The sequence below is a fragment of the Gimibacter soli genome, from assembly GCF_028463845.1.
In the GTDB taxonomy this organism is placed as follows: Bacteria; Pseudomonadota; Alphaproteobacteria; order Sphingomonadales; family Kordiimonadaceae; genus Gimibacter; species Gimibacter soli.
In genome coordinates this window covers 3,413,094-3,437,251 of the sequence record NZ_CP116805.1, presented here as the reverse complement: position 1 = coordinate 3,437,251, position 24,158 = coordinate 3,413,094, and the positions used below count along the sequence as shown (strand labels likewise).

Genomic DNA, 24,158 nt, shown 5'->3' with positions numbered 1-24,158 from the left:
ACAGGAGTTGAGGGACAATGAATATCCATGAGTATCAGGCCAAGGGCCTTCTGAAAAAGTTCGGCGCACCGGTCCTTGATGGCGGTGTTGCTTACACGCCGCACGAAGCGGTGGATGCCGCCAAGAAGCTCGGCGGTCCGGTCTGGGTCGTGAAGGCCCAGATCCACGCAGGCGGTCGCGGCAAGGCTGGCGGCGTGAAAGTTGTCAAGTCGCTCGACGATGTCGAGGCGATGGCCAAGGAACTGATCGGCAAGACGCTGGTAACCCACCAGACCGGCCCCGAGGGCAAGGAAGTCAAGCGGATCTATGTGGAAGACGGTTGCCGCATCAAGAAAGAATACTATCTTTCGCTGCTCGTTGACCGTGCCACCAGCCGCATCGCCATCGTGTCCTCCACCGAAGGCGGGATGGACATCGAGGAAGTGGCCGAGCACACCCCGGAAAAGATCAACACGATCACCATCGATCCGGTTGCCGGCCTGCAGGCTTACCACTGCCGCCGCGTGGCCTACGGCCTCGGCCTTGAAGGCAATGCCGCCAAGGAATGCATCAAGCTCATCTCCAGCCTCTACAAGGCTTTCACCGAGCTCGACGCCTCGCTCCTTGAAATCAACCCGCTGGTGCTCACCGAAGACGACAAGATGATCGTCCTCGATGCCAAAATGTCGTTCGACGGCAACGCGCTTTTCCGCCACCCGGATGTGAAAGAGCTGCGTGACGAGTCGGAAGAAGATCCGAAAGAGATCGAAGCGTCCAAATACGACCTCAACTATGTCAGCCTCGATGGCAACATCGGCTGCATGGTGAACGGTGCCGGCCTCGCCATGGCCACCATGGACATCATCAAGCTGAAGGGCGGCGAACCCGCCAACTTCCTTGATGTGGGCGGTGGTGCCACCAAAGAACGCGTGACCGAAGCTTTCAAGATCATCCTGTCGGACCCGAACGTCGAAGGCATCCTCGTCAACATCTTCGGCGGTATCATGCGCTGTGATGTTATCGCTGAGGGCGTAGTTTCGGCTGCCCGCGAGGTTGCACTTTCGGTACCGCTTGTCGTGCGCCTTGAAGGCACGAACGTCGAGCTCGGCAAACAGATCATGGCCGATAGCGGCCTGCCGATCATTGCCGCCGACAATCTCAATGACGCCGCCCAGAAGGTGGTGAAAGCAGTGAAGGAGGCCGCGTAAATGGCTGTTCTCGTCAATAAGGACACCAAGGTCATCTGCCAGGGCTTCACCGGCGCGCAGGGCACCTTCCACTCCGAGCAGGCAATCGCTTACGGCACCAAGATGGTCGGCGGCGTAACCCCCGGCAAAGGCGGCACCAAGCATCTGGACCTGCCGGTGTTCGACACCGTGGCTGATGCCGTTTCCAAAACCGGCGCCAATGCCTCGGTCATCTATGTTCCGCCGCCGTTCGCGGCTGACGCGATCCTTGAGGCGATCGATGCCGAGCTGCCGCTCGTTGTCTGCATCACCGAAGGTATCCCGGTCCTCGATATGGTCCGTGTGAAGCGCGCGCTCAAAAACTCGGGCACCCGCCTTGTGGGCCCGAACTGCCCGGGCGTGATCACCCCCGGCGAGTGCAAGATCGGCATCATGCCGGGCCACATCCACCGTCGCGGCAAGGTTGGTATCGTGTCGCGTTCCGGCACGCTGACCTATGAAGCTGTTGCGCAGACCACCGCAGCCGGTCTCGGCCAGTCGACCTGTATCGGTATCGGCGGCGATCCGGTCAACGGCACCAACTTCATCGACTGCCTCGACATGTTCCTGGGCGATCCCGAGACCGAAGCGATCATCATGATCGGCGAGATCGGTGGTTCGGCCGAGGAAGAGGCAGCCGAGTTCCTGAAAGCGTCCAAGACGAAGAAGCCGATTGCAGGCTTCATCGCTGGCCGCACGGCACCGAAGGGCCGCACCATGGGCCACGCCGGCGCCATCGTTTCGGGCGGCAAAGGCGGCGCCGAAGACAAGATCGAGGCCATGAAGTCGGCCGGTATCGTTGTCTCGGACAGCCCGGCAGCCCTCGGCGAGACTCTTCTTAAGGCCATGGGCGCCTGAGAAACCAGTAAGGCAGGGGTGGCTTGGTGGCCGCCCCTGTAACCCGTTACAAGGCCGCGTATCAGTCAGGCCGCATCGCGCCAAAGGAGCGTTTGGGACATGGGTGCAGAATTCGACCGCATTTCAGCCCTCGAGGGTGTCAGCCCCGCCTTCGTTGAATCCCTTTATGACCAGTATCAGGCCGACCCTTTCTCGGTTGACCAGACCTGGGCCCGCTATTTCGAGGATCTCGAAGCCGGCATTCGCGCCGCAGGCCCTTCGTGGGCGCGCAGCGACTGGCCGCTGAAGCCCGCAGATGAACGGTTCAAGGCGCTTGACGCTGGCGACATGTTCATCGAGGCCGAGAAGTCGAAGGCGGATGCCAAGGGTGCCGGCCTTTCTGCCGCCGACGTGCGCAACGCCACCATCGACAGTATCCGCGCCCTGATGCTCGTCCGCACCTACCGGGTGCGCGGCCACCTGATGGCCTATCTCGATCCGCTCGGTCTTGAGGAACGCCCGCTGCATGTGGAGCTGGAGCCCGAGACCTACGGCTTTGGCCCCAAGGACATGGACCGCAAGATTTTCATGGACGGCGTCCTCGGTCTCGAGACCGCGACGCTTGCCGAGATCATCACGATCCTCAGGCGCACCTATTGCGGCAATCTCGGCGTCGAGTTCATGCATATCAACGACCCCGAGGAAAAGGCGTGGATCCAGCGCAATATCGAGGGCCGTGACAAGGAAATCCACTTCACCGAGAAGGGCAAGATCGCCATTCTCAACAAGCTGATTGAAGCCGAGGAATTCGAGAAATTCCTGGGCCGCAAATATACCGGCACCAAGCGTTTCGGCCTCGACGGCGGCGAAAGCATGGTCCCGGCACTTGAAGCCGTGATGAAAACCGGTGGCCAGCATGGCCTTGAGGAAATCGTGCTTGGCATGCCGCACCGCGGCCGCCTGAACGTCCTCGCCAACGTCATGCAGAAGCCTTACCGCGCCATCTTCAACGAGTTCCATGGTGGCAGCTTCAAACCGGATGATGTTCAGGGTTCGGGCGACGTGAAATATCACCTCGGCACCAGTGCCGACCGTGAATTTGACGGCAACAAGGTCCACCTGACGCTTAACGCCAACCCCTCGCACCTCGAGGCGGTGAACCCCGTGGTTATCGGTCGCGTTCGTGCCAAGCAGGCACAGCGTGATGACCTGACCCGCACGAAGGTGGCGTCGCTCCTCCTGCACGGCGACGCTGCCTTCGCGGGCCAGGGTATTGTGGCCGAGTGTTTTGGTATGTCGGGCCTTCGCGGCTACAACACCGGCGGCACGATCCATTTCATCGTCAACAACCAGATCGGTTTCACGACGAGCCCGCAGTTCGCCCGCTCGTCGCCGTATCCGTCGGATGTGGCGAAGATGGTGCAGGCACCGATCTTCCATGTGAATGGCGACGATCCGGAAGCCGTGACCTTTGCCACGAAGCTTGCCACCGAATTCCGCCAGACCTTCAAGCGCGACGTGGTGATCGACATGATCTGCTATCGCCGCTTCGGTCACAATGAATCCGACGAGCCGGCCTTCACCCAGCCGCTGATGTATGCCGCCATCCGCACCCATCCGGGCGTGGTGGACGTATATGCCAAGCGCCTGAAGGAAGAGAACGTCCTTACCGACGAAATGCTGGAGAAGATGCGCAGCGACTTCATCAGCTATCTCGAGGACGAGTTCGAGGCTGCGAAGGATTACCGCGTCAACAAGGCCGACTGGTTTGAAGGCAAATGGCAGGGCCTTGGCCTTGCAGCCCAGGACCCGGAAGCCCGCCGCGCCGAAACCGGCGTTGGCGAAACCGTGCTGCGCGAAGTGGGTCACAAGCTCACCGAATATCCCGAGACCTTCAATATCCACCGCACGCTGAAGCGGGTGCTGGAAGCCAAGGACAAGATGTTCGAAACCGGCGAAGGCTTCGACTGGGCAACCGGCGAAGCGCTGGCCTTTGGCACGCTCTTGCGTGACGGCTACGGTGTCCGTCTTTCGGGGCAGGACGTTGGCCGGGGCACCTTCAGCCAGCGCCATGCCGTGTTTGTTGACCAGAAGACCGAAGCGCGGCATATCCCGCTGGATACCGTCTCGAGCGAAGCGAAGTTCGATGTGTTCGACAGCCCGCTTTCCGAGTTCGGCGTGCTTGGTTTCGAATATGGCTTCTCGCTCGCCGAGCCGAAAACGCTGACCCTGTGGGAAGCGCAGTTCGGTGACTTCGTGAACGGCGCGCAGATCATCATCGACCAGTTCATCTCGTCGGCAGAAGCCAAGTGGCTCAGGATGTCGGGCCTCGTGATGCTGCTGCCCCACGGCTATGAAGGCCAGGGTCCGGAGCATTCGTCTGCCCGTCTCGAGCGCTTCCTGCAATCGTCGGCCGAGGATAACTGGCAGGTGGCGAACTGCACGACGCCCGCCAACTATTTCCACATCCTGCGCCGCCAGATGCTGCGCAAGTTCCGCAAGCCCCTGATCATGATGACGCCGAAGTCGCTTCTGCGTCACAAGATGGCGGTTTCGAAGCTTGAAGACTTTGGTCCGGGTTCGGAATTCCACCGCGTTCTGTGGGACGATGCCGAGCGTGGCAATTCGGCCCTCAAGCTGAAGGCAGACGACAAGATCAAACGCGTCATCCTTTGCACAGGCAAGGTCTATTACGATCTTCTGGACGAACGCGACAAGCGCGAGCAGACCGATACCTATCTGCTGCGTGTCGAGCAGCTCTATCCTTACCCTGCGCATGCCGTGGCAAAGGAGCTCGGTCGCTTCAAGAATGCCGAACGGATCGTCTGGTGCCAGGAAGAGCCCCGCAACATGGGTGCCTGGAGCTATATCAACGAACATATCGAAGCGTCGCTCGTGTCGCTTGATATGAAGGTCAAACGTCCCGTTTACGCCGGTCGTGCAGCAAGCGCCGCGACCGCAACGGGCCTGGCGTCGAAGCACGCGGTCGAACAGACCACGCTCGTCGACGCTGCACTCACGATTTAACAGGGTAGGAGACCGTTAAGGTGGCTATCGAAGATATTGTAATCCCGCAGCTTGGTGAATCGATCACCGAAGGCTCCATCGGCTCCTGGCTGAAGAAGGTGGGCGACGCCGTTGCCGCCGACGAACCGATTGTCGAGGTCGAGACCGACAAGGTTGCGATGGAAGTGCCGAGCCCGGTGGCCGGTGTTCTGATCGAAACGCTGGTCGCTGAAGGCGACACGGTGGAAATCGGTGCGCTGATCGCCCGTGTGGACACGTCCGGCAAAGGTGCGGCTGCCGCCCCTGCCGCTGCCAAGGCACCCGAGAAAAAAGCTGAAGCTGCCCCTGCGCCGAAAGCAGAAGCCCCGGCACCTGCGCCTAAGGCCGAGCCGGTCGCTGCTGCACCTGCCGCAAGCGGTGGTTCCGCGAAGGACGCCATGCCGCTTGCCCCGGCTGTTCGCCGCCTTGTCGAGGAATATAACCTTGATGCGTCGACGATCCCGGCTTCCGGCAAGGATGGCCGCCTGACCAAGGGCGATGTTCTCGCTGCCATCGAAAGCGGCACCGCCAAGACACTCAGCGCACCCGCCGCTGGTGCTGTGGCTGTCTCGACTGGCCCGCGTGAAGAGCGCGTGAAGATGACCCGCCTTAGGAAGCGGATCGCCGAGCGCCTGAAGGAAGCCCAGAACACTGCCGCGATGCTCACCACCTATAACGAGGTGGACATGACGGCTGTGATGGCTGCGCGCGACCGTTACAAGGATCTCTTTGCCAAGAAGCACGGCATCAAGCTCGGCTTCATGAGCTTCTTCACCAAGGCCTGCTGCCTTGCGCTGAAGGAAATCCCGTCGGTGAACGCCCAGATCGACGGCGATGAAGTCGTGTACTTCAACTATGCCAACATCGGCGTGGCGGTTTCCGCCCCGAACGGCCTTGTCGTGCCGGTCCTGAAGGACGCACAGAACATGTCCTTCGCGGATACCGAGCTTGGCATCGCCAACTTCGGCAAGAAGGCCCGCGACGGCAAGCTGACCGTTGAAGACATGCAGGGCGGCACCTTCACCATTTCGAACGGCGGCATCTTCGGGTCGCTGATGTCGAGCCCGATCCTGAATACCCCGCAGTCCGGCATTCTTGGCATGCACAAGATCCAGGACCGCCCGGTTGTGGAAAACGGCCAGATCGTCATCCGCCCGATGATGTATCTCGCCCTTTCCTATGACCACCGCCTGATCGACGGTCGCGAGGCAGTGACCTTCCTCGTCCGCGTCAAGGAAGCGCTTGAAGACCCGACCCGCCTCCTTCTGGACATGTAAGAAGCGGACCGGATGGAACAGTTGAAATGGGTGGGGGCTTGCTTCCACCCATTGGCCCATGAAGGGCCTTGCGTAATAAGGGACAAGAACAATGTCTGATAATTTCGACCTCGTTGTGATCGGTGCCGGCCCCGGCGGTTATGTGGCTGCAATTCGCGCTGCCCAGCTCGGCCTGAAGGTAGCTTGCATCGACAAGCGCGATACGCTTGGCGGTACCTGCCTCAATGTGGGCTGCATGCCTTCGAAGGCGCTGCTGCATGCTTCGCACCTTTATGACGAAGCCAATCACGAGTTCGAAAAGTTTGGCATCAAGGCGACCGGTGTGAAGCTGGATCTGGCTGCCATGCTCGCCCACAAGGACAATACCGTCACGGGCCTCACCGGTGGCATCGCCTTCCTCTTCAAGAAGCACAAGATCGAATGGCTGAAGGGCACTGGCCGCTTCACCGCCAAGGACACGGTCGAAGTTGCGCTCAATGAAGGCGGCACCCGCACCCTGAAAGCCAAGAACACGATCATCGCGACGGGTTCGGATGTGGCGAGCCTGCCGGGCATCGAGATTGACGAGAAACAGATCGTTTCCTCGACGGGCGCGCTTTCGCTGCCGAAGGTGCCGAAGCATCTGGTGGTGATCGGCGGCGGCGTGATCGGGCTGGAGCTTGGCTCGGTGTGGCGCCGCCTAGGCGCTGAAGTCACCGTTGTCGAGTTTATGGACGAAGTGCTGCCGGGTATGGACGGCGAAGTGCGCAAGCAGTTTGGCCGTATCCTCAAGAAGCAGGGCATGACGCTCAATCTTTCCTCGAAAGTGACCGAGGTGAAGAAGTCGAAATCCGGCGTGAAGGTGACCTTCGAGCCCGTGAAGGGCGGCGACGCCCAGACGATCGATTGCGACGTCGTGCTGGTGGCGGTTGGTCGCCGTCCCTACACCCACGGCCTTGGCCTTGAAACGGTGGGCGTGGCGATGGACGACCGCAGCCGCGTGAAAACCGGCCACGATTTCTCGACCAATGTGCCGGGCATCTGGGCCATCGGCGACGTGATCGCCGGCCCCATGCTCGCCCATAAGGCCGAAGACGAAGGCGTGGCCTGCGCCGAGAATATCGCCGGCCTGCACGGCGTGGTAAACCACGACATCATTCCGGGCGTCGTTTACACCTCGCCCGAGGTTGCCTCTGTCGGCAAAACTGAAGAAGACCTGAAGGCCGCCGGTGTGGCCTACAATGTCGGCAAGTTCCCCTTCATGGCCAACAGCCGTGCCAAGGCGAACCTGCAGACCGAAGGCTTCGTGAAAATCCTCGCCGACAAGGTGACGGACCGCGTGCTTGGCGTCCATATCATCGGCGCCGACGCCGGCAACATGATTGCCCAAGCGGCGACCGCGATGGAATTTGGTGCCTCGTCCGAGGATATTGCGCTGACCTGCCATGCGCACCCGACCGAAACGGAAGCCATGAAAGAAGCCGCGCTTGCCGTTCACGGGCGTCCGATCCACATCTGATCGGGCAGGGGAAATAATGGCAACGCGCCGGCTGGATGCCGTATTCATTGGTGGATACACAAAGAGTGGCACGACCCTGACCGGTCGTGCCTTCGATCTCATCAACACGGTTTACGCCAAGGGCGAGTTCGATTTCTTCCGCATCTTTGCGGAACGGACCGGGCTTCTGTTCAAGGAATACAACAAGAATATCGCGATCGTGAACCGCGAGGTCTATGACAACCGTGGCAGCCTGAATCCGGTATCGACGAGCCTCGTGCGCCGCATCCAGCGCGATATTTTCCTGAAGGTTTTCTTCGCGGGCGAACAGGTCCCCGATGATTGTCAGGTCATCGTCGAGAAATCACCCCGCAACGTGTTCCATCTGGCAGAAATCCGCGCCATCTTTCCGGCCAGCCAGAATGTGATCGTGTACCGCGAGCCGAAGGCGGTTTTTCGATCGCTGTGTCGCCATCTGGCCGACCACCGCGACCCGCGCTATTTCGATCCTGATTTTGACTATCGCCAACAGGTGCTGGTAAAAATGGAGCGGCGCTGGAACAATCTGACAGCGATCATCGAAGCTGAAAGCGGCGCCAAGGATATCCATATCGTTCGCTACGATGCCATCAATGCCGACAAGGCCGGTTTTCTGGATTATGTGCAGAAAAAAATCCTGCGCCGCGAACTTGGCCTGAAGGGGCCGGTTTCAAGCCTTGATAAAGAAAGCTATCTCGCCAGCCTGCCGCCCGAGCAGCGCGAGATCAGCCTGGTGCAATCGTCGGCGAACCGGCTGTCGCTGAGCGAACGGGAAATCGAGTTTATCGACAGCCGGATGAAATTGCCCGAGGTCGAATTCGACTATTGATCACCGCCCCATGGCCTGTGGCCGGGCTTGGAGCAGGCATAACCCAGGGCTGCATTGCCCCCGGCGCGTAAACCGGGCTATTTGCGCGCCTTCTGCTGCCTGCGGTCTTCCCCGTGATAGATTTGTACCTGCCGAATCCGCCGGCATGGCCCGATATAGGTGGCAGCGCGGATGAAGGGGCGGGGTTCAGTATAGATTTTGGTCAGCCGGCTTTTCAGGAGTTCCGATGTGAGCGGCAGCCCGAGGATTTCGTTGACGCCGGCGTCGCGTGCTTCCCACACCTTTTCCCTCGACGGCGAGGGGATCACCATCACGCAAGGTGCCTCGGCAACCGCACCCTGTTGCATGCGCAGGAATTTGACGAAAAAGATTCCGCCAATCGGTTCAAGGTCATAGTCGATGAAGAAAAGGTCAACCGGTCGTGCTTCGGTCAAGCTGACTGCCGCCTGCGATGTTTCTGCGATGGCGCAATATTCAACGCCGTTTGCGCGCAGAAAATCCCGCACCAGTTTGGCCAGTTGGCGATTGCTGAAAGCGATAAGGGCGCTTTTCCCTACTAGATACTGTCTCATGGACAAGGGCCGTCCCCATCCGGTTACTCGTTCACTCGGGCTTCTCGATTCCTAGTCAGGAACTGGTCTTGACGCAAGAGCCGAGATTCAGGCCTTTACTTGATACTCTTCATGCGCGAGCAGCCACGCCTTGCGCTCGATGCCGCCAGCATAGCCGGTGAGGCTGCCATCGGCGCCGATCACCCGGTGGCAGGGATGGAGGAGGGCGCACGGGTTGGCACCGTTCGCACCGCCCACCGCGCGGGGGTGTGAGCCGACCGCTGCGGCGAGATCGGCATAGCTCCATGCCGTGCCCGCCGGGATGCGTTTAAGGGTTGCCCACACCCGTTCCTGAAAGGGCGTGCCCTTCGGGGCGCTCGGCAAGGTATCAAGCGCATCCCTGACGCCTGTGAAATAAGCATCGAAGGCGGCCTTGATGACTGCTGGTGCGCCGATATCGGTGACCGGCCTGCCAGGATAGCATTTCGCAAGCTGGCGGCTGACACGGGCCTCGCGGTCGCTGAATTCACAGATGACGATGGTGCCTCCGTCCAGCACCAGCGTGATGCTGCCGATGGGGCTTTCGATGTTGGTGCGTTCAAGGGCTGTCATGACCCGGGTCCTTATCATTATTGGATTGGCTGTTGCGCCAGGCGGTGGGGCTGATGCCCTCGGCCGCCTTGAAGGCTTCGTTGAACCGGCGCAGGCTTTTGTATCCGGCGGAGAAGGCAACGTCTGCAATCGGCGCGTCGCTGGTGGCGAGCAACACGCGGGCGAGCGACAGCCGGTTCTCCTGCGCCTTCTTCACGGGGCTTTCCTCGCCGTGCGTGGCGAACAGGCGCCGCAGGTGGCGGTCGGTAACGCCCAGCTTGTCGGCGAGTTCAGCGAGCGTTTCGGGGGCGTCACCTGTTGCCATCAGGCGCAGGGCACGCACCACCGTCGTCTTGCTGCCCTCCCATGCCGGGCTGCCGGGACGGGTTTCAGGGCGGCAGCGCTTGCAGGCGCGGAAGCCGGCGGTCTGTGCATCCTCGGCGCTCGCGAAATAGAGCACATTCTGCGGCTTCGGCTTCGGTGCCGGGCAGATCGGCCTGCAATAGATGCCGGTGGTCGTCACCGCAAAGAAGAGCTTGCCGTCATACCGTTCATCACGGTGCAGGAGCGCTTCATAAAGGATATGTCGGTCTTCGGTCATGGGCGGGATGATAGCGGAAGTCGGCCATCATCACTCGCGATTTTCGGACTTAGATCGGGTACTCAGAAGCCCGTGAAGTAAACGCTGGCGACAAGCAGCGTGAAGGCCATCAGATAGAAGGGTGCGAGTTTCAGGGGCGGGCAGGCCGGTGGCTTGGCGCGCAGGCCTCGCCAGTATTGGATCGTGGTGCGCCCGGACGCGAGCGCCGTGGCGCCGCCCGCCAGCACCAGCACGATGACCTCGATATTGGCGTCCGAACCATGGGCGGCAGGCCACAGGCGAAAGGCCGCGAAGATCAGCATCAGGGCGAGAAGACCGAGCGAGGCATAAAGCGCCGTGAGGCCGTAGCCGCGAAGCGCTTCGATGCGCGGGTCGTGATGGGGTGTCAGGGTCATGGTCTGTCAGCGTCTCCGGAAGGCTTCCGCATATACGGCCTCAAGCCGGGCGCCGTCTACCTCTGTATAAACCTGTGTGCTTGCCAGATCGGCGTGGCCCAGCAGCTCCTGAATGGTGCGCAGGTCCCCGCCGCGTGACAGCAGGTGCGTGGCAAAACTGTGCCGCAGGGCATGGGGCGTGGCGCTGTCGGGCAGGCCGAGCGCGGCCCGCATGCGCTGCATGGCGGCCTGTATCGCGCGCGGGGAAAGCGCTCCGCCGCGCTTGGCCCGAAAAAGCGGTTCGTCGGCCCCGAGGCTGTAGGGGCAGGCCTTCCTGTAATCCGCGATGGCCTCACGCACGGCAGGCAGCAGCGGCACGATCCGTTCCTTGTTGCGTTTGCCGGTCACCCGCATCGTATCGCCTTCCGGGATATCGCGCGGGGTCAGCGACAGCGCCTCGGCGATGCGCAAGCCGCAGCCATAGAGAAGCGTGAGGACAGCCACGTCACGTGCGGCGACCCACGGCTCGTCTTCCATCTCGGCGACGGTGTCGAGCGCACGGCGGGCGTCGGCCTCGCTCAGGGGGCGGGGCACCCGGTGCGGCAGTTTCGGCGCTTCGATGGCCGAAATGGCATCCGAATGCACGCCCTCGGCACGGTCCATGTAGCGGTAGAAATTGCGGATGGCGGAAAGGGTGCGGGCCATGCTGCGCGAGGAAAGCCCGTCGCCCCGGCGGGCGGCCAGAAAGGCGCGGAACTCGCGCACATGCAGCGCACCGAGGGTGGCAAGGCTAAGCATGCCGCCCTTGTAGCCGCTCATGAAGGTCAGGAAATCGCCCATGTCGCGGCCATAGGCGGCAACCGTGTGGGGGGACATGCGCTTTTCACTGGTCAGGTAGCGCCGCCAGCGCAGCACGGCAGCGGCGAGGGTGTCGTCCAATGAGGCAAGGGCCGGGGCGCCGACAAAGTCTTCAGGCGCGGCGCTGTCGCTCACGCCGCCCGTCCGGGGTAGCGCAGCCGCCCGAGGAAGCGGGCGATGGAGGGCATGTTTTCCTTCGCCTTGCGGAATTCCCATTTGGCCTTTTCGATCTTCATCACGCCCTCGATCCGGCGATCAAGGAAAGCGTGGGTATCGGTATAGCCTTCCGATTCGTCCGACAGCCAGTAAAGAAGCACAGCGGAATAGACCGCCGAAAGCGTCATCCGCTTGGTGTACCAGTTGTGATCGGTCGACGTGTCGCCAAGCGACCGCCAGATCGTGTCGGCGGTGTTCCACAGCGCCTTGGCGCCAAGGCCGGCGTGGGTGGGCAGGGCGAGGGTGGCAAGACCGCGGCGCACAGCCTCACGGTGGCCTTCAGCCTGATCCAGCCGGATGCGGATGGCGGCGGTGACGCGGTCACGGATTTTCATCGCGGGCAGGTCAAGTTCGGCAATGGCGGCTGCCATGCGGGCGTCGGCGTCCGCCAGATGCATCTCAAGCGCTTCGATGGCGCCGCGCGGGAAGGCCAGTTCGGCGATGCCTGCCGACACGCCGGCGTCCTCCGCCGCGGCCTTGAGTGCCTTGTCGCTCCAGCCATCGAACGGCACATGGGCCAGCATGGCGTCAAGAAGGGGCTTGCGCAGTTCTTCGGGCGTGAGGTCGGCTTTGGCCATGGGGATCATCCTCGCAAAAAGTCAGTCTCTATTCCTAACACGCACCTGTGGCCGAGGAAAGGCCGCGCCATTGCAAGAGGGACCAGGCTTTGCTATGATGCAGGCATGAACGCGGGGGAAACTGGCCGGCCTTTTGGCGGGGACGGTTCTTTCGCGTGAAAAACCTTGTGTGACTTGGCGGGTTTTGCTATACGGGCGCCTTCGGTACGACCGGTGTGCGCCCGACTAGTCGCCGGTCAATCTAACCATTAGAAAGGGGTGAGCAACCTATGCAGGTTGTCGTTCGGGATAACAACGTTGACCAGGCGCTTCGCGCTCTGAAGAAAAAACTTCAGCGTGAAGGCGTTTATCGCGAGATGAAAATGCGCCGTTTCTACGAGAAACCCTCGGAGAAGAAGGCACGTGAACAAGCCGCCGCCGTCCGCCGCGCCCGTAAACTGGAGCGCAAGCGTATGGAACGCGATGGCATCATGAGCCATAATCGCTGATCAAATCGCACCGCCGGTTCGTCCGGTCATGCGTTAGAACCTGAAGCCCGCGGTCGAGCAATCGGCGGCGGGCTTCGCCTATTTGGGCCTTGCTGCTTCACCGATTGTCATGAACATGCTTGACTCTGATCGGGATGCGTAGATATTTATCCGGGTAAAAATAAACCAAGCGAGGATATCATGTCAGAACAAGCGCAGCATCAGGCTGCCAATCCATATCTTGAGGGGTCGCTGTCGCGGCTTTATGTGAAAACCGCGTTGCCGATGATCCTCGTGATGATGATCAACGGGCTCTATACCGTGGTGGACGCCGCCTTCATCGGCCACTTTGTGGGGCCGGAGGCGCTGTCGGCTGTCACGCTGATGTTCCCTGTCTTCATGTTTTTCGTGGCGCTTGGCAATCTTGTGGGCGGCGGCATGGTGTCGATCGTGGCGCGGCGGCTGGGCGCGGGCGACGTGGCAGGAGCGCGCGATACCTTCGGGGCTGCACAGCTTCTCACCATCGTTTTCTGGCTGCTTCTGAACCTGCTTTACTTCACTGTCGGCAAGGGGCTGATCCTTGCCATGGCAGCGGGCGATGCCTCGCTCGCCGGGCTCAGCATGGATTATATCGGGCCGCTGGTGGTGGGGGCGGCGCTCAACTTCTTCGTGGGCGTACACTGGGATGCGCTGCGGGCCGAGGGCAAGGTCGGCGCGACCACGCTGATCGCCGTGGCGGCCACCTTCCTCAATGGTATCTTCAACTATATCCTGATCGTGCAGTTGCAGATGGGCGTGTTCGGCTCGGCCATCGGTACGCTGATGGCGCAGGGCGTGGCCTTTGTGCTCGTTTATATCCTGCGCAAGCGCGGCAACATGAAGCTGCCCTTCATTGCCGTACCGCACGGCGACGTGCTCGGCCTCTGGAAGCGTATCCTCGCGCTCGGCCTGCCGCCTTCCCTCAGCTTCCTTGGTGTCAGCCTTGTCTCCGGCCTTGTGATCTTCACGCTGCAGGGCTGGGCCGGGGATGGCTATGGCACCAGTGTCGCGGCCTACGGAGTGATCACCCGCATCTCGGGCTTCACCTTCCTGCCGCTTCTGGGGCTTTCGATGGCCGCGCAGGCCATTGTCGGCAACAACTTCGGGGCGGAACGCTATGACCGCTCTGACGGGGCGCTGCGCGTGGCGCTGGCGTCGGCACTGCTTTACTGCGCGCTCATGGAAGGCGTGATGATCGCGGGTGCGCCGTGGATCGGCAGCATCTTTGTGTCGGACGCTGCGGTGATCAACGAAGTCGGCCGGATCATGCCGCTGATGATGCTCACCTTCTTCATCTTCGGGCCGTGCTTCATCCTTTCGGGCTATTTCCAGGCGCTCGGGGACGCGCGCATGGCGGCTTTCATGGGGCTCGCCAAACCGTATCTCTTCTCGCTGCCGCTCATTCTCTTGCTGCCCTTCGCGCTTGGTGAGCGTGGCATCTGGCTCTCGTCGCCGGTCGGCGATGTGGCGCTGACGCTGATCGCCATTTTCGTGCTGACCCGCATTGGCAAGCGCACCGGCGCCCGTTTCGGCCTGTTCCGGCACACACCGGCAGAAGCCTGACACAAAGAGAAAGGCCGGCCCCATGGGAGCCGGCCTTTTCATATTTCGCTGTTTGACCCGAGCTTAGTTCAGGTCGAACTTGATGCCCTGGGCGAGCGGCAGTTCGCGGCTGAAGTTCACGGTCGAGGTCTGGCGGCGCATATAGGCCTTCCAGGCATCCGACCCGCTCTCGCGGCCGCCGCCGGTTTCTTTCTCGCCGCCGAAGGCGCCGCCGATTTCAGCGCCCGAGGTGCCGATATTGACGTTGGCGATACCGCAATCCGAACCGGACGTTGCGATGAAGGATTCTGCTTCGCGGATGTCGGTGGTGAAGATCGATGACGACAGGCCTTGCGGCACGCCGTTCTGCAGCGCCATCGCTTCGTCAAACGTCTTGTAGGTAAGGATGTAAAGGATCGGCGCGAAGGTTTCTTCCTTCACGGCGTCGGTCTGGGCCGGCATCTCGACAATCGCCGGGTTCACATAGAAGCCGCCGGGGAACTTGTCGGCAAGCGCGCGGCCACCGCCGGTGACCTTGCCGCCTTCAGCCTTGGCTTTGCCGATGGCATGCTCCATGCCGTTGAAAGCAGCTTCGTCGATCAGCGGACCAACGAGCGTGCCTTTTTCAAGCGGATCGCCAAGGCGGATGCCCGAATAGGCTTTCTTCAGCTTCTCGACGAGCGTGTCCTTCAGGCTTTCATGCACGATCACGCGGCGCGTGGTGGTGCAGCGCTGGCCGCAGGTGCCGACCGCACCGAACACGATGCCGGGGACGGCGAGATTGAGATCAGCCGACGGTGCCACGATGATGGCGTTGTTGCCGCCAAGCTCGAGGATCGATTTGCCAAAGCGCTGGGCCACACGCGGGCCAACGGCGCGGCCCATGCGGGTGGAGCCGGTAGCCGAGATGAGCGGTACGCGGTGGTCGTCCACCAGTTGCTCGCCAACGTCAGCGAAGCCGATGATCACGGACGACAGGCCCTCGGGCGCGTCGGTGCCGAATTTCTTGATGGCGGATTCGAGGATCGCCTGGCAGACAAGCGCGACCATCGGGGTCTTCTCGCTGGGCTTCCAGATGATGCTGTCGCCGCAAACAAGCGCGAGGGCGGCGTTCCAAGCCCATACAGCAACCGGGAAGTTGAAGGCCGAGATGATGCCGACAGGGCCGATGGGCTGCCAATATTCACGCATATGGTGGCCTGGACGCTCGGACACGATGGTGAGGCCGTACAGCTGGCGGGAAAGGCCGACCGCGAAATCGCAGATGTCGATCATTTCCTGCACTTCGCCTTTGCCTTCCTCGAGGATCTTGCCGCACTCGGCAGTGACGAGGGCGCCAAGAGCATCCTTGTGCTTGCGCAGTTCTTCACCAAGCAGGCGGACGAGCTCGCCCCGGCGCGGGGCCGGCACGGTGCGCCACTTGAGGTAAGCCTCGTGGGCGGCGGCGATCTTGGCGTCGACCTGTTCCTTGCGGTCGGTCTTCACGGCGCCCATCAGGCTGCCGTCGATGGGCGAAAAGACCTCGAGGTCGCCGCCATGCATGGTGGCCGGATCGATGCCCAGTTCTTTCAGAAGGTCGTTAACGCGAGCCTGCATGGAAAACTCCTGTTCTTGTACTTCAGCGTTTGCCAAGCGAGGAAAGCGTCGCCACCGGCGTGATCGCTTCCTGCTCGACCATGATTTCAATCAGCGCCGGCTTGCCCGATGCGATGGCGGCGTCAAGGGCGGGGGCGAAATCCTCCGTCCTTTCCACACGCGCGGCATGGGCGCCGAAGCTCTCGGCGAACTTCACGAAATCGGGGTTCGTGAGGCCGGTCCCGGAGATATGCCCCGGATAGTCGCGTTCCTGATGCATGCGGATGGTGCCGAGCATCGAGTTATTGAACACGAGGAAAATGACAGCGGCGTTGTAGCGCGCTGCGGTGGCAAGCTCCATGGCGCTCATCATGAAGCAGCCGTCGCCGCCGGCTGCAATCACCGTGCGCTCGGGATACATGATCTTGGCGGCGATTCCGGCGGGGACGCCGTAACCCATGGCGCCCGAGGTCGGGGCCAGCTGCGAGGGGAAGGTGCGCCAGCGGTTGAACCGGTGCAGCCAAATCGCATAGTTGCCGGCGCCGTTGCAGTAGATGGTGTCAGCGGCGAGCTTTTCGCGCATATGCAGGTACAGCTCGGCAAGTTGCACATTGCCGGGGATCGCGGTCGGCTGCTGCCACTTCTCATAAGACGCGCGACACTCTTTCGTATCCGCCGCCCAGTCAGCTGCATTCGCGAGCTTCATGGTGGCAAGCAAGGGTGCGATCGTCGTCGGCGTGGCGTTGATACCAAGCGCCGGCTGGTAAACCCGGCCAAGCTCCTCGGCGCCCTGATGCACATGGATCAGCGTCTGGGTCGGCACCGGCACCGAAAGGCGGGTGTAGCCGCCGGTCGTCATCTCGCCAAGGCGGGGGCCGAGGCAGAGGATCACGTCGGCGTCCGTCATGCGCTTCACAAGCGCGGGATTCGCGCCGATGCCCATATCGCCCACATAGTTCGGGTGATCGTTATTGAACCGGTCTTGGCAGCGGAAGGAAACGCTGACCGGCAGGTTGTTGGCCGCCGCGAAGGTCTCAACCTCGGTTACAGCTTCCTGCGTCCAGCCCGAACCGCCCAGCAGCACGAAGGGCTTTTTGGCGCCGTCCAGAAGGCGTTTCAGTTCTGCCATGTCGGCAGCGCCCGGATGCGCCTTCGCGGGCGTGTAGGGTACCGAGGGCTGCGCCTTCACAAGATGCGTCAGCATATCTTCAGGCAGCGCCAGCGCAACCGGGCCGGGGCGACCGGACGTGGCAACGCGGAAGGCGCGGCCCACATATTCGGCAATGCGCGAAGCATCGTTGATCTCGGCCGTCCATTTGGTCACTTCCGAAAGGAAGCGACGATAGTCGATTTCCTGGAAGGCTTCGCGTTCCACCTGATCGGCCGCCACCTGCCCGATCAACATGATCATGGGCGTGCTGTCCTGGAAGGCGGTGTGGAGGCCGATGGTGGCGTGGGTGGCGCCGGGGCCACGGGTGACAAAGCAGATGCCGGGACGACCGGTCAGCTTGCCATAAGCTTCCGCCATGTTGGCGGCACCGGCCTCGTGGCGGGTGGTGATGAAGCGGAACTTGTCGCCCACTTCATGCATGGCATCGAGGGCTGCAAGATAGCTCTCGCCCGGCACCCCGAAGGCCAGATCCGCACCATTGGCAATCAGCGCCTCGATCAGCGCCTGACCACCCGTCACCATCCCGTCGCTCATACCGTCCCCGTTCCCCAGTTCGCGTCGCTTAAATGTGGTGGATGGGCGCCTCAGGCGCCCACCTCGACCGCTTGTGCATAGGCCGAACCGAAACGGTTTACAATGAAATCGTCGAAGTTGACGTCTTCCTGACGCACGAAGCCTTTTTGCGGCAGTTTGCCGTTCGCCAGAAGGTCAAGCACGGTGCAGATACCGGCCGATGTGGTGATCTGGATCGCCGAGAATCGCTTGCCGCCGATATCCTTGGCGTAAACCTTGTGGGCATAGGTTTCCTGCGTGAAACGGCCGTCTTTCATGCCGGTCACGGTGACGAACACCAGCACCACATCCTGCAGGGTGATCGGCAGGGCATGCTCGAAGATGTCCTTCATCAGGTCCTGACGCTCGGAGAGACGCAGGTCCTGAAGGAGCAGCTTCAGGATGTCGCGGTGGCCGGGGTAACGCACGGTGCGGTAGTTGAGGTTATCAACCTTGCCCGAAAGCGTTTCACAAAGGGTGCCAAGGCCGCCCGAGGTGTTGAAGGCTTCATATTCCATACCGTCGAGCGAGAAATGCTCGACTTCCTCGAGGGGCGGTACTTCCGTGAGCCGGCCGTTCACGATGGCTTCGCAAGGATTGCAATATTCGTTGATGAGGCCATCGGTCGACCAGGTCAGGTTATATTTGAGCGCGTTGGACGGATACTTGGGGAGCGCGCCAACGCGCATGTGGACGTTGCGCAGTTTGTCGAACTTCTTCGCCATGTCGTAAGCGACGATGGAGATGAAGCCCGGCGCCAGTCCACATTGGGGGATGAAGGCCGAATTCGCACCTTCGGCCAGCTCTTTCACAAGGCGGGTCGAGGCGACGTCTTCGGTGAGGTCGAGATAATGCACGCCGGCCTTCTTGGCGGCGGGTGCGATGATCTTCGTCATGGTGTAGGGGCAGGCCGAGAGAACGGCGAACTTGCCCTTGAGGGCGGCGTCCATGGCGCCTGCATCGGTGGCATCGAGCTTCAGCGTCGAGATGCCGTCATGCTTCGGCATACGGGCGAGGGCCGCGTCGTCGCGGTCGGCCACGGTCACATGATAGTCGCCCGAAATGGCGAGCATCGTGGAAATCATCTCGCCGATCTTGCCGGCGCCCATGAGAAGAATGTTTTTCATTTTGAGTATCCCTCCAAACGGATTTCTGGCGAGGTCGCACGGTCTGTCCGGGTCCCCACCCTTCGCCTTTCAGGATAGGGGGGCAATCCGCCGAAATAAATGGACAGGCTGCCCAATTCGACCGATATTATTGTGCGATTTAACGGAGTTTTCGTGAATATGCCTATCCATCTGCTGGATGATACCGACCGCGCCCTGATCGACCTGCTTCGGGCGGACGCCCGCCTGCCACTGTCCGAGCTGGCCCGCCGCATGGGCGTGTCGCGATCCACGGTGCAGGACAGGCTGTCGCGCCTTGAGGGGCGCGGCGTGATCGCGGGCTATACGGTGCGCCTGAATGAGCAGATGACGGAACGCGATGTGCGCGCCCATGTGTTCCTGAAGATCGTGCCGAAGGCGCAGGACGAGGTGGTGGCGCAGGCGAAGAAGCTGAAGGAGCTGCTGTCGCTTTACACGATCTCGGGCGAGTTTGACCTCGCCGCCATCCTGCGGGCGGAGACAACCGCCGCGCTCGATCAGGCGCTGGATGCGCTGGGGCGGCTCAAAGGTGTGGAGCGGACCCAGTCGGCGGTTATCCTTTCCACCAAAGTGGAACGATAAGAAAAGCTTGTGCTTGCAGGGTCTTCCGGCGATTCGCGGGGGCCATTATATTCAAATGTGCAATCTGCTCGGATCAAGGAGATGAGCCATGAGCAAATCACAAGACTCCAAGAAAGAAGAAAAGAAGAAGCCGCTGCTTTCGCCCAAGGAGAAGAAAGCAGCCAAGGCCGCCAAGAAGGCCGCCAAGGGCTGAGGCCACTTCGCTAAAATTTTAAACGTGTGAAGCGAACAGAGATATCGGCTTTGTTCGTTTCACCCGATCACGCGCTTCTGCTTTCCTGCCTGGGCCGACCTACAAGGCAACCAGAAGGAATATGTTATGAGTGCCTATCAGTTTTCCCTGTCCCCGCTTACCGGGGCTGCCCCCATCCGCCTTTCCGATTATCGCGGGCGGCCCGTGCTGGTGATCAACACCGCTTCCAAATGCCGCTTCACGAACCAGTATGAAGGCCTGCAGGCGCTGTATGAAAAATACCGCCAGGCCGGCCTCGCGCTGATCGGTGTGCCGTCCGACGATTTCGCCAAGCAGGAATTTGCGCTGGCCGACCAGATCGCCCAGTTCTGCATGGTGAATTACGGCGTGTCCTTCCCCATGGCTGCGAAGGCGCATGTGGCTGGGGATGCGGCGATCCCGCTGTTCAAATGGCTGGCGGAGGAGGGCGGCGTGAATGCTCCGCCGCGCTGGAACTTCCACAAATATCTGATCGGCATGGACGGCAAGCTTGTGGGCTTCTGGCCCTCGATCGTAGGGCCAGACAACAAGCTGATCACCGACCGGATCGAGGAAGAGCTGGCGAAAGTAACTGCGCCGGTCTGATCTTTCGCATGCAGGCTGGCGGGTCGGACATCAAATCATATTGATGTCCGATTTCCGCCTGCGTGCCTGCGGCCTTCTCCGTTATGAAGGGATACCCAAAACAAAAACGGACAGGAGGACAAAGATGCAAACCCAACAGGACCGCGCCCGGCTATTCCGCAGCCTGCACAAGGCGGGCGATCCCGTGGTGCTTTATAATATCTGGGACGCGGGCAGTGCGCGCGCCATTGCCGAGGCTGGCGCCAAGGCGGTGGCGACCGGCAGCTGGTCGGTTGCCGATGCGCAGGGCTACAAGGACGGGGAGGATATCCCGCTGGATACGGTCCTTGCCATCGCCGGGCGGATCGCCGGTACGGTGGACGTGCCCTTCACGCTCGATTTCGAAGGTGGCTATGCTGAAGACCCGGCGGGCGTGACGGCGAACGTGCGCCGCGCGGTCCAGACTGGCATTGTCGGCATCAATTTCGAGGATCAGGTGGTGGGCGGCAGTGGTGTCCATCCGGTCGAGGCACAAGCGGCCCGCATCAGGGCGGTGCGTGCAGCGGCAGACGCCGAAGGTATCGACCTTTTCATCAATGCCCGCACTGACCTGTTCCTGCAGGAAGGCGACCGCGCCAAACATCAGGGCCTGATCGCCGAGGCCGTGATCCGCGCCGAAGCCTACAAGGCAGCGGGGGCCGATGGCTTCTTCGTGCCGGCACTTGCGGACCATGCCCTGATCCGCGCGGTGTGCGGGGCGGTTGCCCTGCCGGTGAATGTGATGATGTTCGGCGGCATTGGCACGGTTGCCGAGATGGCATCGCTCGGCGTTGCGCGGGCGAGCTATGGCCCGCGGCCCTACCGCGAGGCGATGGCCGGCCTGAAGGAACGTTTCAAGGCCGAGCTTGCTGCCTGATTAGAAGGTGAGGGTGAAAAGCGCGCCGCCGCCTTCGCGGGTGGCGAGCGACACCCCGCCGCCATGGGCGATCATCACCTGCCGGGTGAGCGCCAGGCCAACGCCCGACCCATCCCGTTTGGTGGTGTAGAAGGGCACAAAAACCTGCCGGGCAATGGCATCCGGGATGCCGGGGCCATTGTCCGCCACCTCGACAACCACACGGCCGCGCCGGTTGAGCCGGGCCGATAGTGTGACTTCCGCTCCCTCTTTCGGGCCACCTTCGCCCGCCAGCGCCTGTGCGGCGTTCTGCATCAGGTTGATCAATACCTGCATCAGCATGTCGTGGTCTGCCATGACCTCAAGCGACGTGGGCTCCACATCGATCAGCAGGCCGATCTTGCGGGCTTCCCAATCGTGGGTCGCCAGCCGTGCGGCTTCCTCCAGAAGCATTTTGACCGAAAGGCGGGCTTTCTCGGGCGGGGGCAGGCGGGTGAGGCGCCGATAGCTTTGCACGAACTGCATCAGCCCGTCCGAGCGGCGCGCCACGGTGTTGACGGCATCAAGCACGTCTTCAAGCTCGGCCACGGCTTCGGGGTGGTCTGTCACCTTGGCCGCCGCATCCTCCACCAAGTCCGCCGCTGTTTTGGCGAGGGAGGCAACTGGTGTGATCGAATTCATGATTTCATGCGTCAGCACGCGGACGAGCGATTGCCAGGCTTCAAGCTGGGCCTGATCCAGTTCGCTGCCGATATCCTGCAGGCTGACGATCCGCTCGGGCCTGCCGCCGATCATGATCTGCGTGGCGGCAATCGCCACTTGCCCCTCGGCGCCGTCAGCATTGAAGGGCGCCAGCGTACGCTGGCCGGGTTCGATCACCGTCACCTGCCGCTTGAACTCATCCCCGAAGATGGCGAGGTCCGAAATGCGGCGCGGGTGATGGCTGCCGAACAGGCGGCGGGCAGCATTGTTCCAGACGGTGACGAGCCCGTCGCCGTGCACCGAAATGAGCGGTACGGGCACATGCTCGATCAGTGCCTTGTGATGGCGCAGTTCTTCTTCCTGCCCCGTGCGCTCGGCGCGGAAGCGGTCAAGGATCGCAGTGAAGGTTTCGCCCAGTTCGCCGAAGCCTGCGCCAAGCGCGGTGAGGTTGAAGCGCTGGCCATAATCGCCGTAGCGGGCTGCATCAAGGAAGCGGTTCAGCTCGGCATTCGTGCGGCTGATGAAGCGGTGCGTTTCCATGGTAGCAAGCCCGGCCGACGCCAGCGCCACAAGCGTCGCGACCTGATAGCCGGGTGCAATGAGGAGTGCGACAAAGGCCGCAAGCAGCAGGGCGATAAGGCCAAGCCGCAGGACGAGATAGAGGCTGAAACGTTTAAAGCCCATGTTTTTCCATCCGGCGATAGAGCGCGGCGCGGGTCAGGCCCAGGTCCTTCGCCGCGTGGCTGATATTGTAGCGATGCTTCTTGAGCGCGGTGCTGATGGCGGCAAGCTCCAGCCGCTCGAGGTTCAGGTCATCCAGCGCCGGGGCAGCGGCGTCGCCGTTCACCGGGGCGGCGGGGGCAGCGGCGGCACCATCCGCGAAGTCGCGCGCCTCAAACCGTTCCGTATCCGAAAGGATTGTCGCCCGCTCGATGGCGTGGCGCAGTGCCCGCACGTTGCCGGGCCAGTCCAGCGCGGCGAGGGCGGCCAGCGCGTCGGGCGAGAAAGGCTTTTCCGCCTTGCCATATTTACGGGCATAGAAAGCCGCGTAATGGGTGGCAAGGGCCGGGATATCCTCGCGCCGGTCGCGCAGGGGCGGCAGGGTCAGTGTCACCGTATTCAGGCGGAACAGCAAATCCTGCCGGAAGCGGGCTTCATCATGCAGCTGGTCGAGCGCGATATTGGTGGCGGCGATCACCCGCACATCGATGGGTACAGGCCGTGTGGCGCCAACCGGGGTCACCTCGCGGCGCTCCAGCACGGTCAGGAGCTTGGCTTGCAGATGCAGGGGCAGGTTGCCGATCTCGTCGAGGAACAGGGTGCCGCCCGAGGCCGCCACGAACCGCCCGGTGCGGTCTTCCTTCGCGTCCGTGAAGGCGCCCTTCTTGTGGCCGAACAGCTCCGACTCGAATAGCGACTCCGCGATGCTGCCGAGATCGACCCCCATGAAGACAGCACTGGAACGCCTCGATTGCCTATGAAGTTCGCGTGCCACCAACTCCTTGCCGGTGCCGTTTTCACCGAGAATCATCACGTTGGCGTCGGTGGGCGCGGCGCGTGCGATCAGCCGCATCAGTTCCTGCATCGGCGGTGCGTCGCCGATGATGGTCGGGGCGCTGCCCACACTGGCGGCGGCGAGCGTTTTGTTGGCGCCCTTCAGGCGGGCGGTTTCGTCCCGGCTCTGGCCAAGCTTCACAGCCGCCGAAAGGGTCGCGACCACCTTTTCGTTCTGCCACGGCTTGGCGATGAAGTCGGTGGCGCCCTGCTTCATGGCTTCAACCGCGGTATCCACGCCGCCATGGGCCGTGATCATCACGACGACCGCTTCGGGGTCCAGCTCCAGAATCACCTGGAGCCAGGCGAATCCCTCTTCCCCTGACGATTCGCCGGGGCCGAAATTCATATCAAGGAGGATGGCATCGAACTTTTCGCGAGCCAGAAGCTCGCGGATGTCGGCGGGGCGGTTGGTCGTGGTCACCCGGTTGAAATGGCGTTTCAGCAGCAGCCGTCCGGCGACAAGGATATCCTCGTCATCGTCCACAATCAGAATGCTGCCTGCCTTTTCCGCCACGCTTTTCGCCCCTTTGCCAGTTCGGGCGGAGCCTATCGCAACTGTTCGATATCGTACACACAAAAATGTTCGATATCGAACACCGGCCTATCAAAGCCGCAGAAATCTGCGGGTTTATAAACTGGCACGGCCCTTGCGGATAA

Annotated in this window: 22 protein-coding genes; 11 read left to right on the top strand and 11 right to left on the bottom strand. The window is 61.8% G+C overall.

What is annotated here, in order from left to right; genetic code table 11:
- Positions 1–17 precede the first annotated feature (17 nt).
- The 6 genes from sucC to PH603_RS15820 all read left to right on the top strand — a co-directional run bounded on the left by sucC (position 18) and on the right by PH603_RS15820 (position 8,709).
- Positions 18–1,187, top strand: coding sequence for an ADP-forming succinate--CoA ligase subunit beta (gene sucC, locus PH603_RS15845; RefSeq protein WP_289503731.1), 1,170 nt, complete (start codon positions 18–20; stop codon positions 1,185–1,187).
- On the top strand, positions 1,188–2,063 hold the full coding sequence (gene sucD, locus PH603_RS15840) for a succinate--CoA ligase subunit alpha (protein WP_289503730.1): 876 nt from the start codon (positions 1,188–1,190) through the stop codon (positions 2,061–2,063).
- A gap of 99 nt (positions 2,064–2,162) precedes the next feature.
- Positions 2,163–5,069, top strand: a complete 2,907-nt coding sequence (locus PH603_RS15835; RefSeq protein ID WP_289503729.1) for a 2-oxoglutarate dehydrogenase E1 component — start codon at positions 2,163–2,165, stop codon at positions 5,067–5,069.
- A gap of 20 nt (positions 5,070–5,089) precedes the next feature.
- The gene (odhB, locus tag PH603_RS15830; RefSeq protein WP_289503728.1) at positions 5,090–6,364 is read left to right on the top strand and encodes a 2-oxoglutarate dehydrogenase complex dihydrolipoyllysine-residue succinyltransferase; all 1,275 of its coding nucleotides are present in this window, start codon (positions 5,090–5,092) and stop codon (positions 6,362–6,364) included.
- Positions 6,365–6,455: 91 nt separating this feature from the next.
- On the top strand, positions 6,456–7,862 hold the full coding sequence (gene lpdA, locus PH603_RS15825; RefSeq protein WP_289503727.1) for a dihydrolipoyl dehydrogenase: 1,407 nt from the start codon (positions 6,456–6,458) through the stop codon (positions 7,860–7,862).
- Between the two features lie 16 nt (positions 7,863–7,878).
- Positions 7,879–8,709: a sulfotransferase gene (locus PH603_RS15820; RefSeq protein ID WP_289503726.1), complete on the top strand. Its 831-nt coding sequence runs from the start codon at positions 7,879–7,881 to the stop codon at positions 8,707–8,709.
- Positions 8,710–8,786: 77 nt separating this feature from the next.
- Here the strand turns inward: PH603_RS15820 and PH603_RS15815 are convergent, their stop codons facing one another.
- The 6 genes from PH603_RS15815 to PH603_RS15790 all read right to left on the bottom strand — a co-directional run bounded on the left by PH603_RS15815 (position 8,787) and on the right by PH603_RS15790 (position 12,478).
- Positions 8,787–9,281, bottom strand: coding sequence for a response regulator (locus tag PH603_RS15815; RefSeq protein ID WP_289503725.1), 495 nt, complete (start codon positions 9,279–9,281; stop codon positions 8,787–8,789).
- An 87-nt stretch (positions 9,282–9,368) separates the two neighbouring features.
- Positions 9,369–9,872 (bottom strand): methylated-DNA--[protein]-cysteine S-methyltransferase, encoded by a 504-nt coding sequence (locus PH603_RS15810; protein WP_289503724.1) that lies wholly within the window; start codon positions 9,870–9,872, stop codon positions 9,369–9,371.
- Positions 9,859–10,452 carry a bifunctional transcriptional activator/DNA repair enzyme AdaA gene (locus tag PH603_RS15805; protein ID WP_289503723.1) on the bottom strand — a complete coding sequence of 198 codons (594 nt, stop codon included), beginning with the start codon at positions 10,450–10,452 and terminating at the stop codon, positions 9,859–9,861. Before PH603_RS15805 ends, PH603_RS15810 begins: the two co-directional genes overlap by 14 nt.
- 62 nt (positions 10,453–10,514) lie before the next feature.
- Entirely contained in the window at positions 10,515–10,847 is a 333-nt protein-coding gene (locus PH603_RS15800) for a hypothetical protein (protein WP_289503722.1), read from the bottom strand.
- A gap of 6 nt (positions 10,848–10,853) precedes the next feature.
- On the bottom strand, positions 10,854–11,819 hold the full coding sequence (locus PH603_RS15795; RefSeq protein ID WP_289503721.1) for a tyrosine recombinase XerC: 966 nt from the start codon (positions 11,817–11,819) through the stop codon (positions 10,854–10,856).
- Complete coding sequence (locus PH603_RS15790; RefSeq protein WP_289503720.1) at positions 11,816–12,478, bottom strand: COQ9 family protein; 663 nt, start codon at positions 12,476–12,478, stop codon at positions 11,816–11,818. Before PH603_RS15790 ends, PH603_RS15795 begins: the two co-directional genes overlap by 4 nt.
- A 269-nt stretch (positions 12,479–12,747) precedes the next feature.
- On the opposite strand from PH603_RS15790, the gene rpsU reads away from it, so the two are divergent.
- Both rpsU and PH603_RS15780 read left to right on the top strand, forming a co-directional pair.
- The gene (rpsU, locus tag PH603_RS15785) at positions 12,748–12,966 is read left to right on the top strand and encodes a 30S ribosomal protein S21 (protein ID WP_289503719.1); all 219 of its coding nucleotides are present in this window, start codon (positions 12,748–12,750) and stop codon (positions 12,964–12,966) included.
- A 180-nt stretch (positions 12,967–13,146) separates the two neighbouring features.
- Positions 13,147–14,547, top strand: a complete 1,401-nt coding sequence (locus tag PH603_RS15780) for an MATE family efflux transporter (RefSeq protein ID WP_289503718.1) — start codon at positions 13,147–13,149, stop codon at positions 14,545–14,547.
- Between the two features lie 63 nt (positions 14,548–14,610).
- On the opposite strand, the gene amaB is transcribed toward PH603_RS15780, so the two are convergent.
- Genes amaB through PH603_RS15765 form a run of 3 tightly spaced genes read right to left on the bottom strand, consistent with a single transcriptional unit; the run spans position 14,611 to position 18,951 of the window.
- Entirely contained in the window at positions 14,611–16,122 is a 1,512-nt protein-coding gene (gene amaB, locus PH603_RS15775; RefSeq protein ID WP_289503717.1) for an L-piperidine-6-carboxylate dehydrogenase, read from the bottom strand.
- Positions 16,123–16,144: 22 nt separating this feature from the next.
- On the bottom strand, positions 16,145–17,824 hold the full coding sequence (locus PH603_RS15770; protein WP_434783330.1) for a thiamine pyrophosphate-binding protein: 1,680 nt from the start codon (positions 17,822–17,824) through the stop codon (positions 16,145–16,147).
- Between the two features lie 32 nt (positions 17,825–17,856).
- Positions 17,857–18,951 (bottom strand): saccharopine dehydrogenase family protein, encoded by a 1,095-nt coding sequence (locus tag PH603_RS15765; protein ID WP_289503715.1) that lies wholly within the window; start codon positions 18,949–18,951, stop codon positions 17,857–17,859.
- A gap of 159 nt (positions 18,952–19,110) precedes the next feature.
- Here PH603_RS15765 and PH603_RS15760 point away from each other — a divergent pair, with 159 nt between their 5' ends.
- From PH603_RS15760 to PH603_RS15750, 3 genes are all read left to right on the top strand, one after another.
- The gene (locus tag PH603_RS15760) at positions 19,111–19,551 is read left to right on the top strand and encodes an Lrp/AsnC family transcriptional regulator (RefSeq protein WP_289503714.1); all 441 of its coding nucleotides are present in this window, start codon (positions 19,111–19,113) and stop codon (positions 19,549–19,551) included.
- A 319-nt stretch (positions 19,552–19,870) separates the two neighbouring features.
- Positions 19,871–20,368, top strand: a complete 498-nt coding sequence (locus tag PH603_RS15755; RefSeq protein ID WP_289503713.1) for a glutathione peroxidase — start codon at positions 19,871–19,873, stop codon at positions 20,366–20,368.
- A gap of 124 nt (positions 20,369–20,492) precedes the next feature.
- Positions 20,493–21,263: an isocitrate lyase/PEP mutase family protein gene (locus PH603_RS15750; RefSeq protein ID WP_289503712.1), complete on the top strand. Its 771-nt coding sequence runs from the start codon at positions 20,493–20,495 to the stop codon at positions 21,261–21,263.
- Here the strand turns inward: PH603_RS15750 and PH603_RS15745 are convergent, their stop codons facing one another.
- Both PH603_RS15745 and PH603_RS15740 read right to left on the bottom strand, forming a co-directional pair.
- The gene (locus PH603_RS15745; protein ID WP_289503711.1) at positions 21,264–22,628 is read right to left on the bottom strand and encodes a sensor histidine kinase; all 1,365 of its coding nucleotides are present in this window, start codon (positions 22,626–22,628) and stop codon (positions 21,264–21,266) included.
- On the bottom strand, positions 22,618–24,015 hold the full coding sequence (locus tag PH603_RS15740) for a sigma-54-dependent transcriptional regulator (protein ID WP_289503710.1): 1,398 nt from the start codon (positions 24,013–24,015) through the stop codon (positions 22,618–22,620). Before PH603_RS15740 ends, PH603_RS15745 begins: the two co-directional genes overlap by 11 nt.
- Positions 24,016–24,158: the final 143 nt, after the last annotated feature.

What these genes read in the sequence shown, in the direction of transcription:
- PH603_RS15815 (WP_289503725.1), bottom strand. Translation starts at nt 9,281, where the DNA reads ATGAGACAGTATCTAGTAGGGAAAAGCGCCCTTATCGCTTTCAGCAAT.
- PH603_RS15800 (WP_289503722.1), bottom strand. Translation starts at nt 10,847, where the DNA reads ATGACCCTGACACCCCATCACGACCCGCGCATCGAAGCGCTTCGCGGC.
- sucD (WP_289503730.1), top strand. Translation starts at nt 1,188, where the DNA reads ATGGCTGTTCTCGTCAATAAGGACACCAAGGTCATCTGCCAGGGCTTC.
- rpsU (WP_289503719.1), top strand. Translation starts at nt 12,748, where the DNA reads ATGCAGGTTGTCGTTCGGGATAACAACGTTGACCAGGCGCTTCGCGCT.
- PH603_RS15760 (WP_289503714.1), top strand. Translation starts at nt 19,111, where the DNA reads ATGCCTATCCATCTGCTGGATGATACCGACCGCGCCCTGATCGACCTG.
- amaB (WP_289503717.1), bottom strand. Translation starts at nt 16,122, where the DNA reads ATGCAGGCTCGCGTTAACGACCTTCTGAAAGAACTGGGCATCGATCCG.
- PH603_RS15765 (WP_289503715.1), bottom strand. Translation starts at nt 18,951, where the DNA reads ATGAAAAACATTCTTCTCATGGGCGCCGGCAAGATCGGCGAGATGATT.
- PH603_RS15810 (WP_289503724.1), bottom strand. Translation starts at nt 9,872, where the DNA reads ATGACAGCCCTTGAACGCACCAACATCGAAAGCCCCATCGGCAGCATC.
- PH603_RS15745 (WP_289503711.1), bottom strand. Translation starts at nt 22,628, where the DNA reads ATGGGCTTTAAACGTTTCAGCCTCTATCTCGTCCTGCGGCTTGGCCTT.
- PH603_RS15780 (WP_289503718.1), top strand. Translation starts at nt 13,147, where the DNA reads ATGTCAGAACAAGCGCAGCATCAGGCTGCCAATCCATATCTTGAGGGG.
- sucC (WP_289503731.1), top strand. Translation starts at nt 18, where the DNA reads ATGAATATCCATGAGTATCAGGCCAAGGGCCTTCTGAAAAAGTTCGGC.
- PH603_RS15820 (WP_289503726.1), top strand. Translation starts at nt 7,879, where the DNA reads ATGGCAACGCGCCGGCTGGATGCCGTATTCATTGGTGGATACACAAAG.
- PH603_RS15750 (WP_289503712.1), top strand. Translation starts at nt 20,493, where the DNA reads ATGCAAACCCAACAGGACCGCGCCCGGCTATTCCGCAGCCTGCACAAG.
- PH603_RS15805 (WP_289503723.1), bottom strand. Translation starts at nt 10,452, where the DNA reads ATGACCGAAGACCGACATATCCTTTATGAAGCGCTCCTGCACCGTGAT.
- PH603_RS15755 (WP_289503713.1), top strand. Translation starts at nt 19,871, where the DNA reads ATGAGTGCCTATCAGTTTTCCCTGTCCCCGCTTACCGGGGCTGCCCCC.
- PH603_RS15790 (WP_289503720.1), bottom strand. Translation starts at nt 12,478, where the DNA reads ATGGCCAAAGCCGACCTCACGCCCGAAGAACTGCGCAAGCCCCTTCTT.
- PH603_RS15835 (WP_289503729.1), top strand. Translation starts at nt 2,163, where the DNA reads ATGGGTGCAGAATTCGACCGCATTTCAGCCCTCGAGGGTGTCAGCCCC.
- lpdA (WP_289503727.1), top strand. Translation starts at nt 6,456, where the DNA reads ATGTCTGATAATTTCGACCTCGTTGTGATCGGTGCCGGCCCCGGCGGT.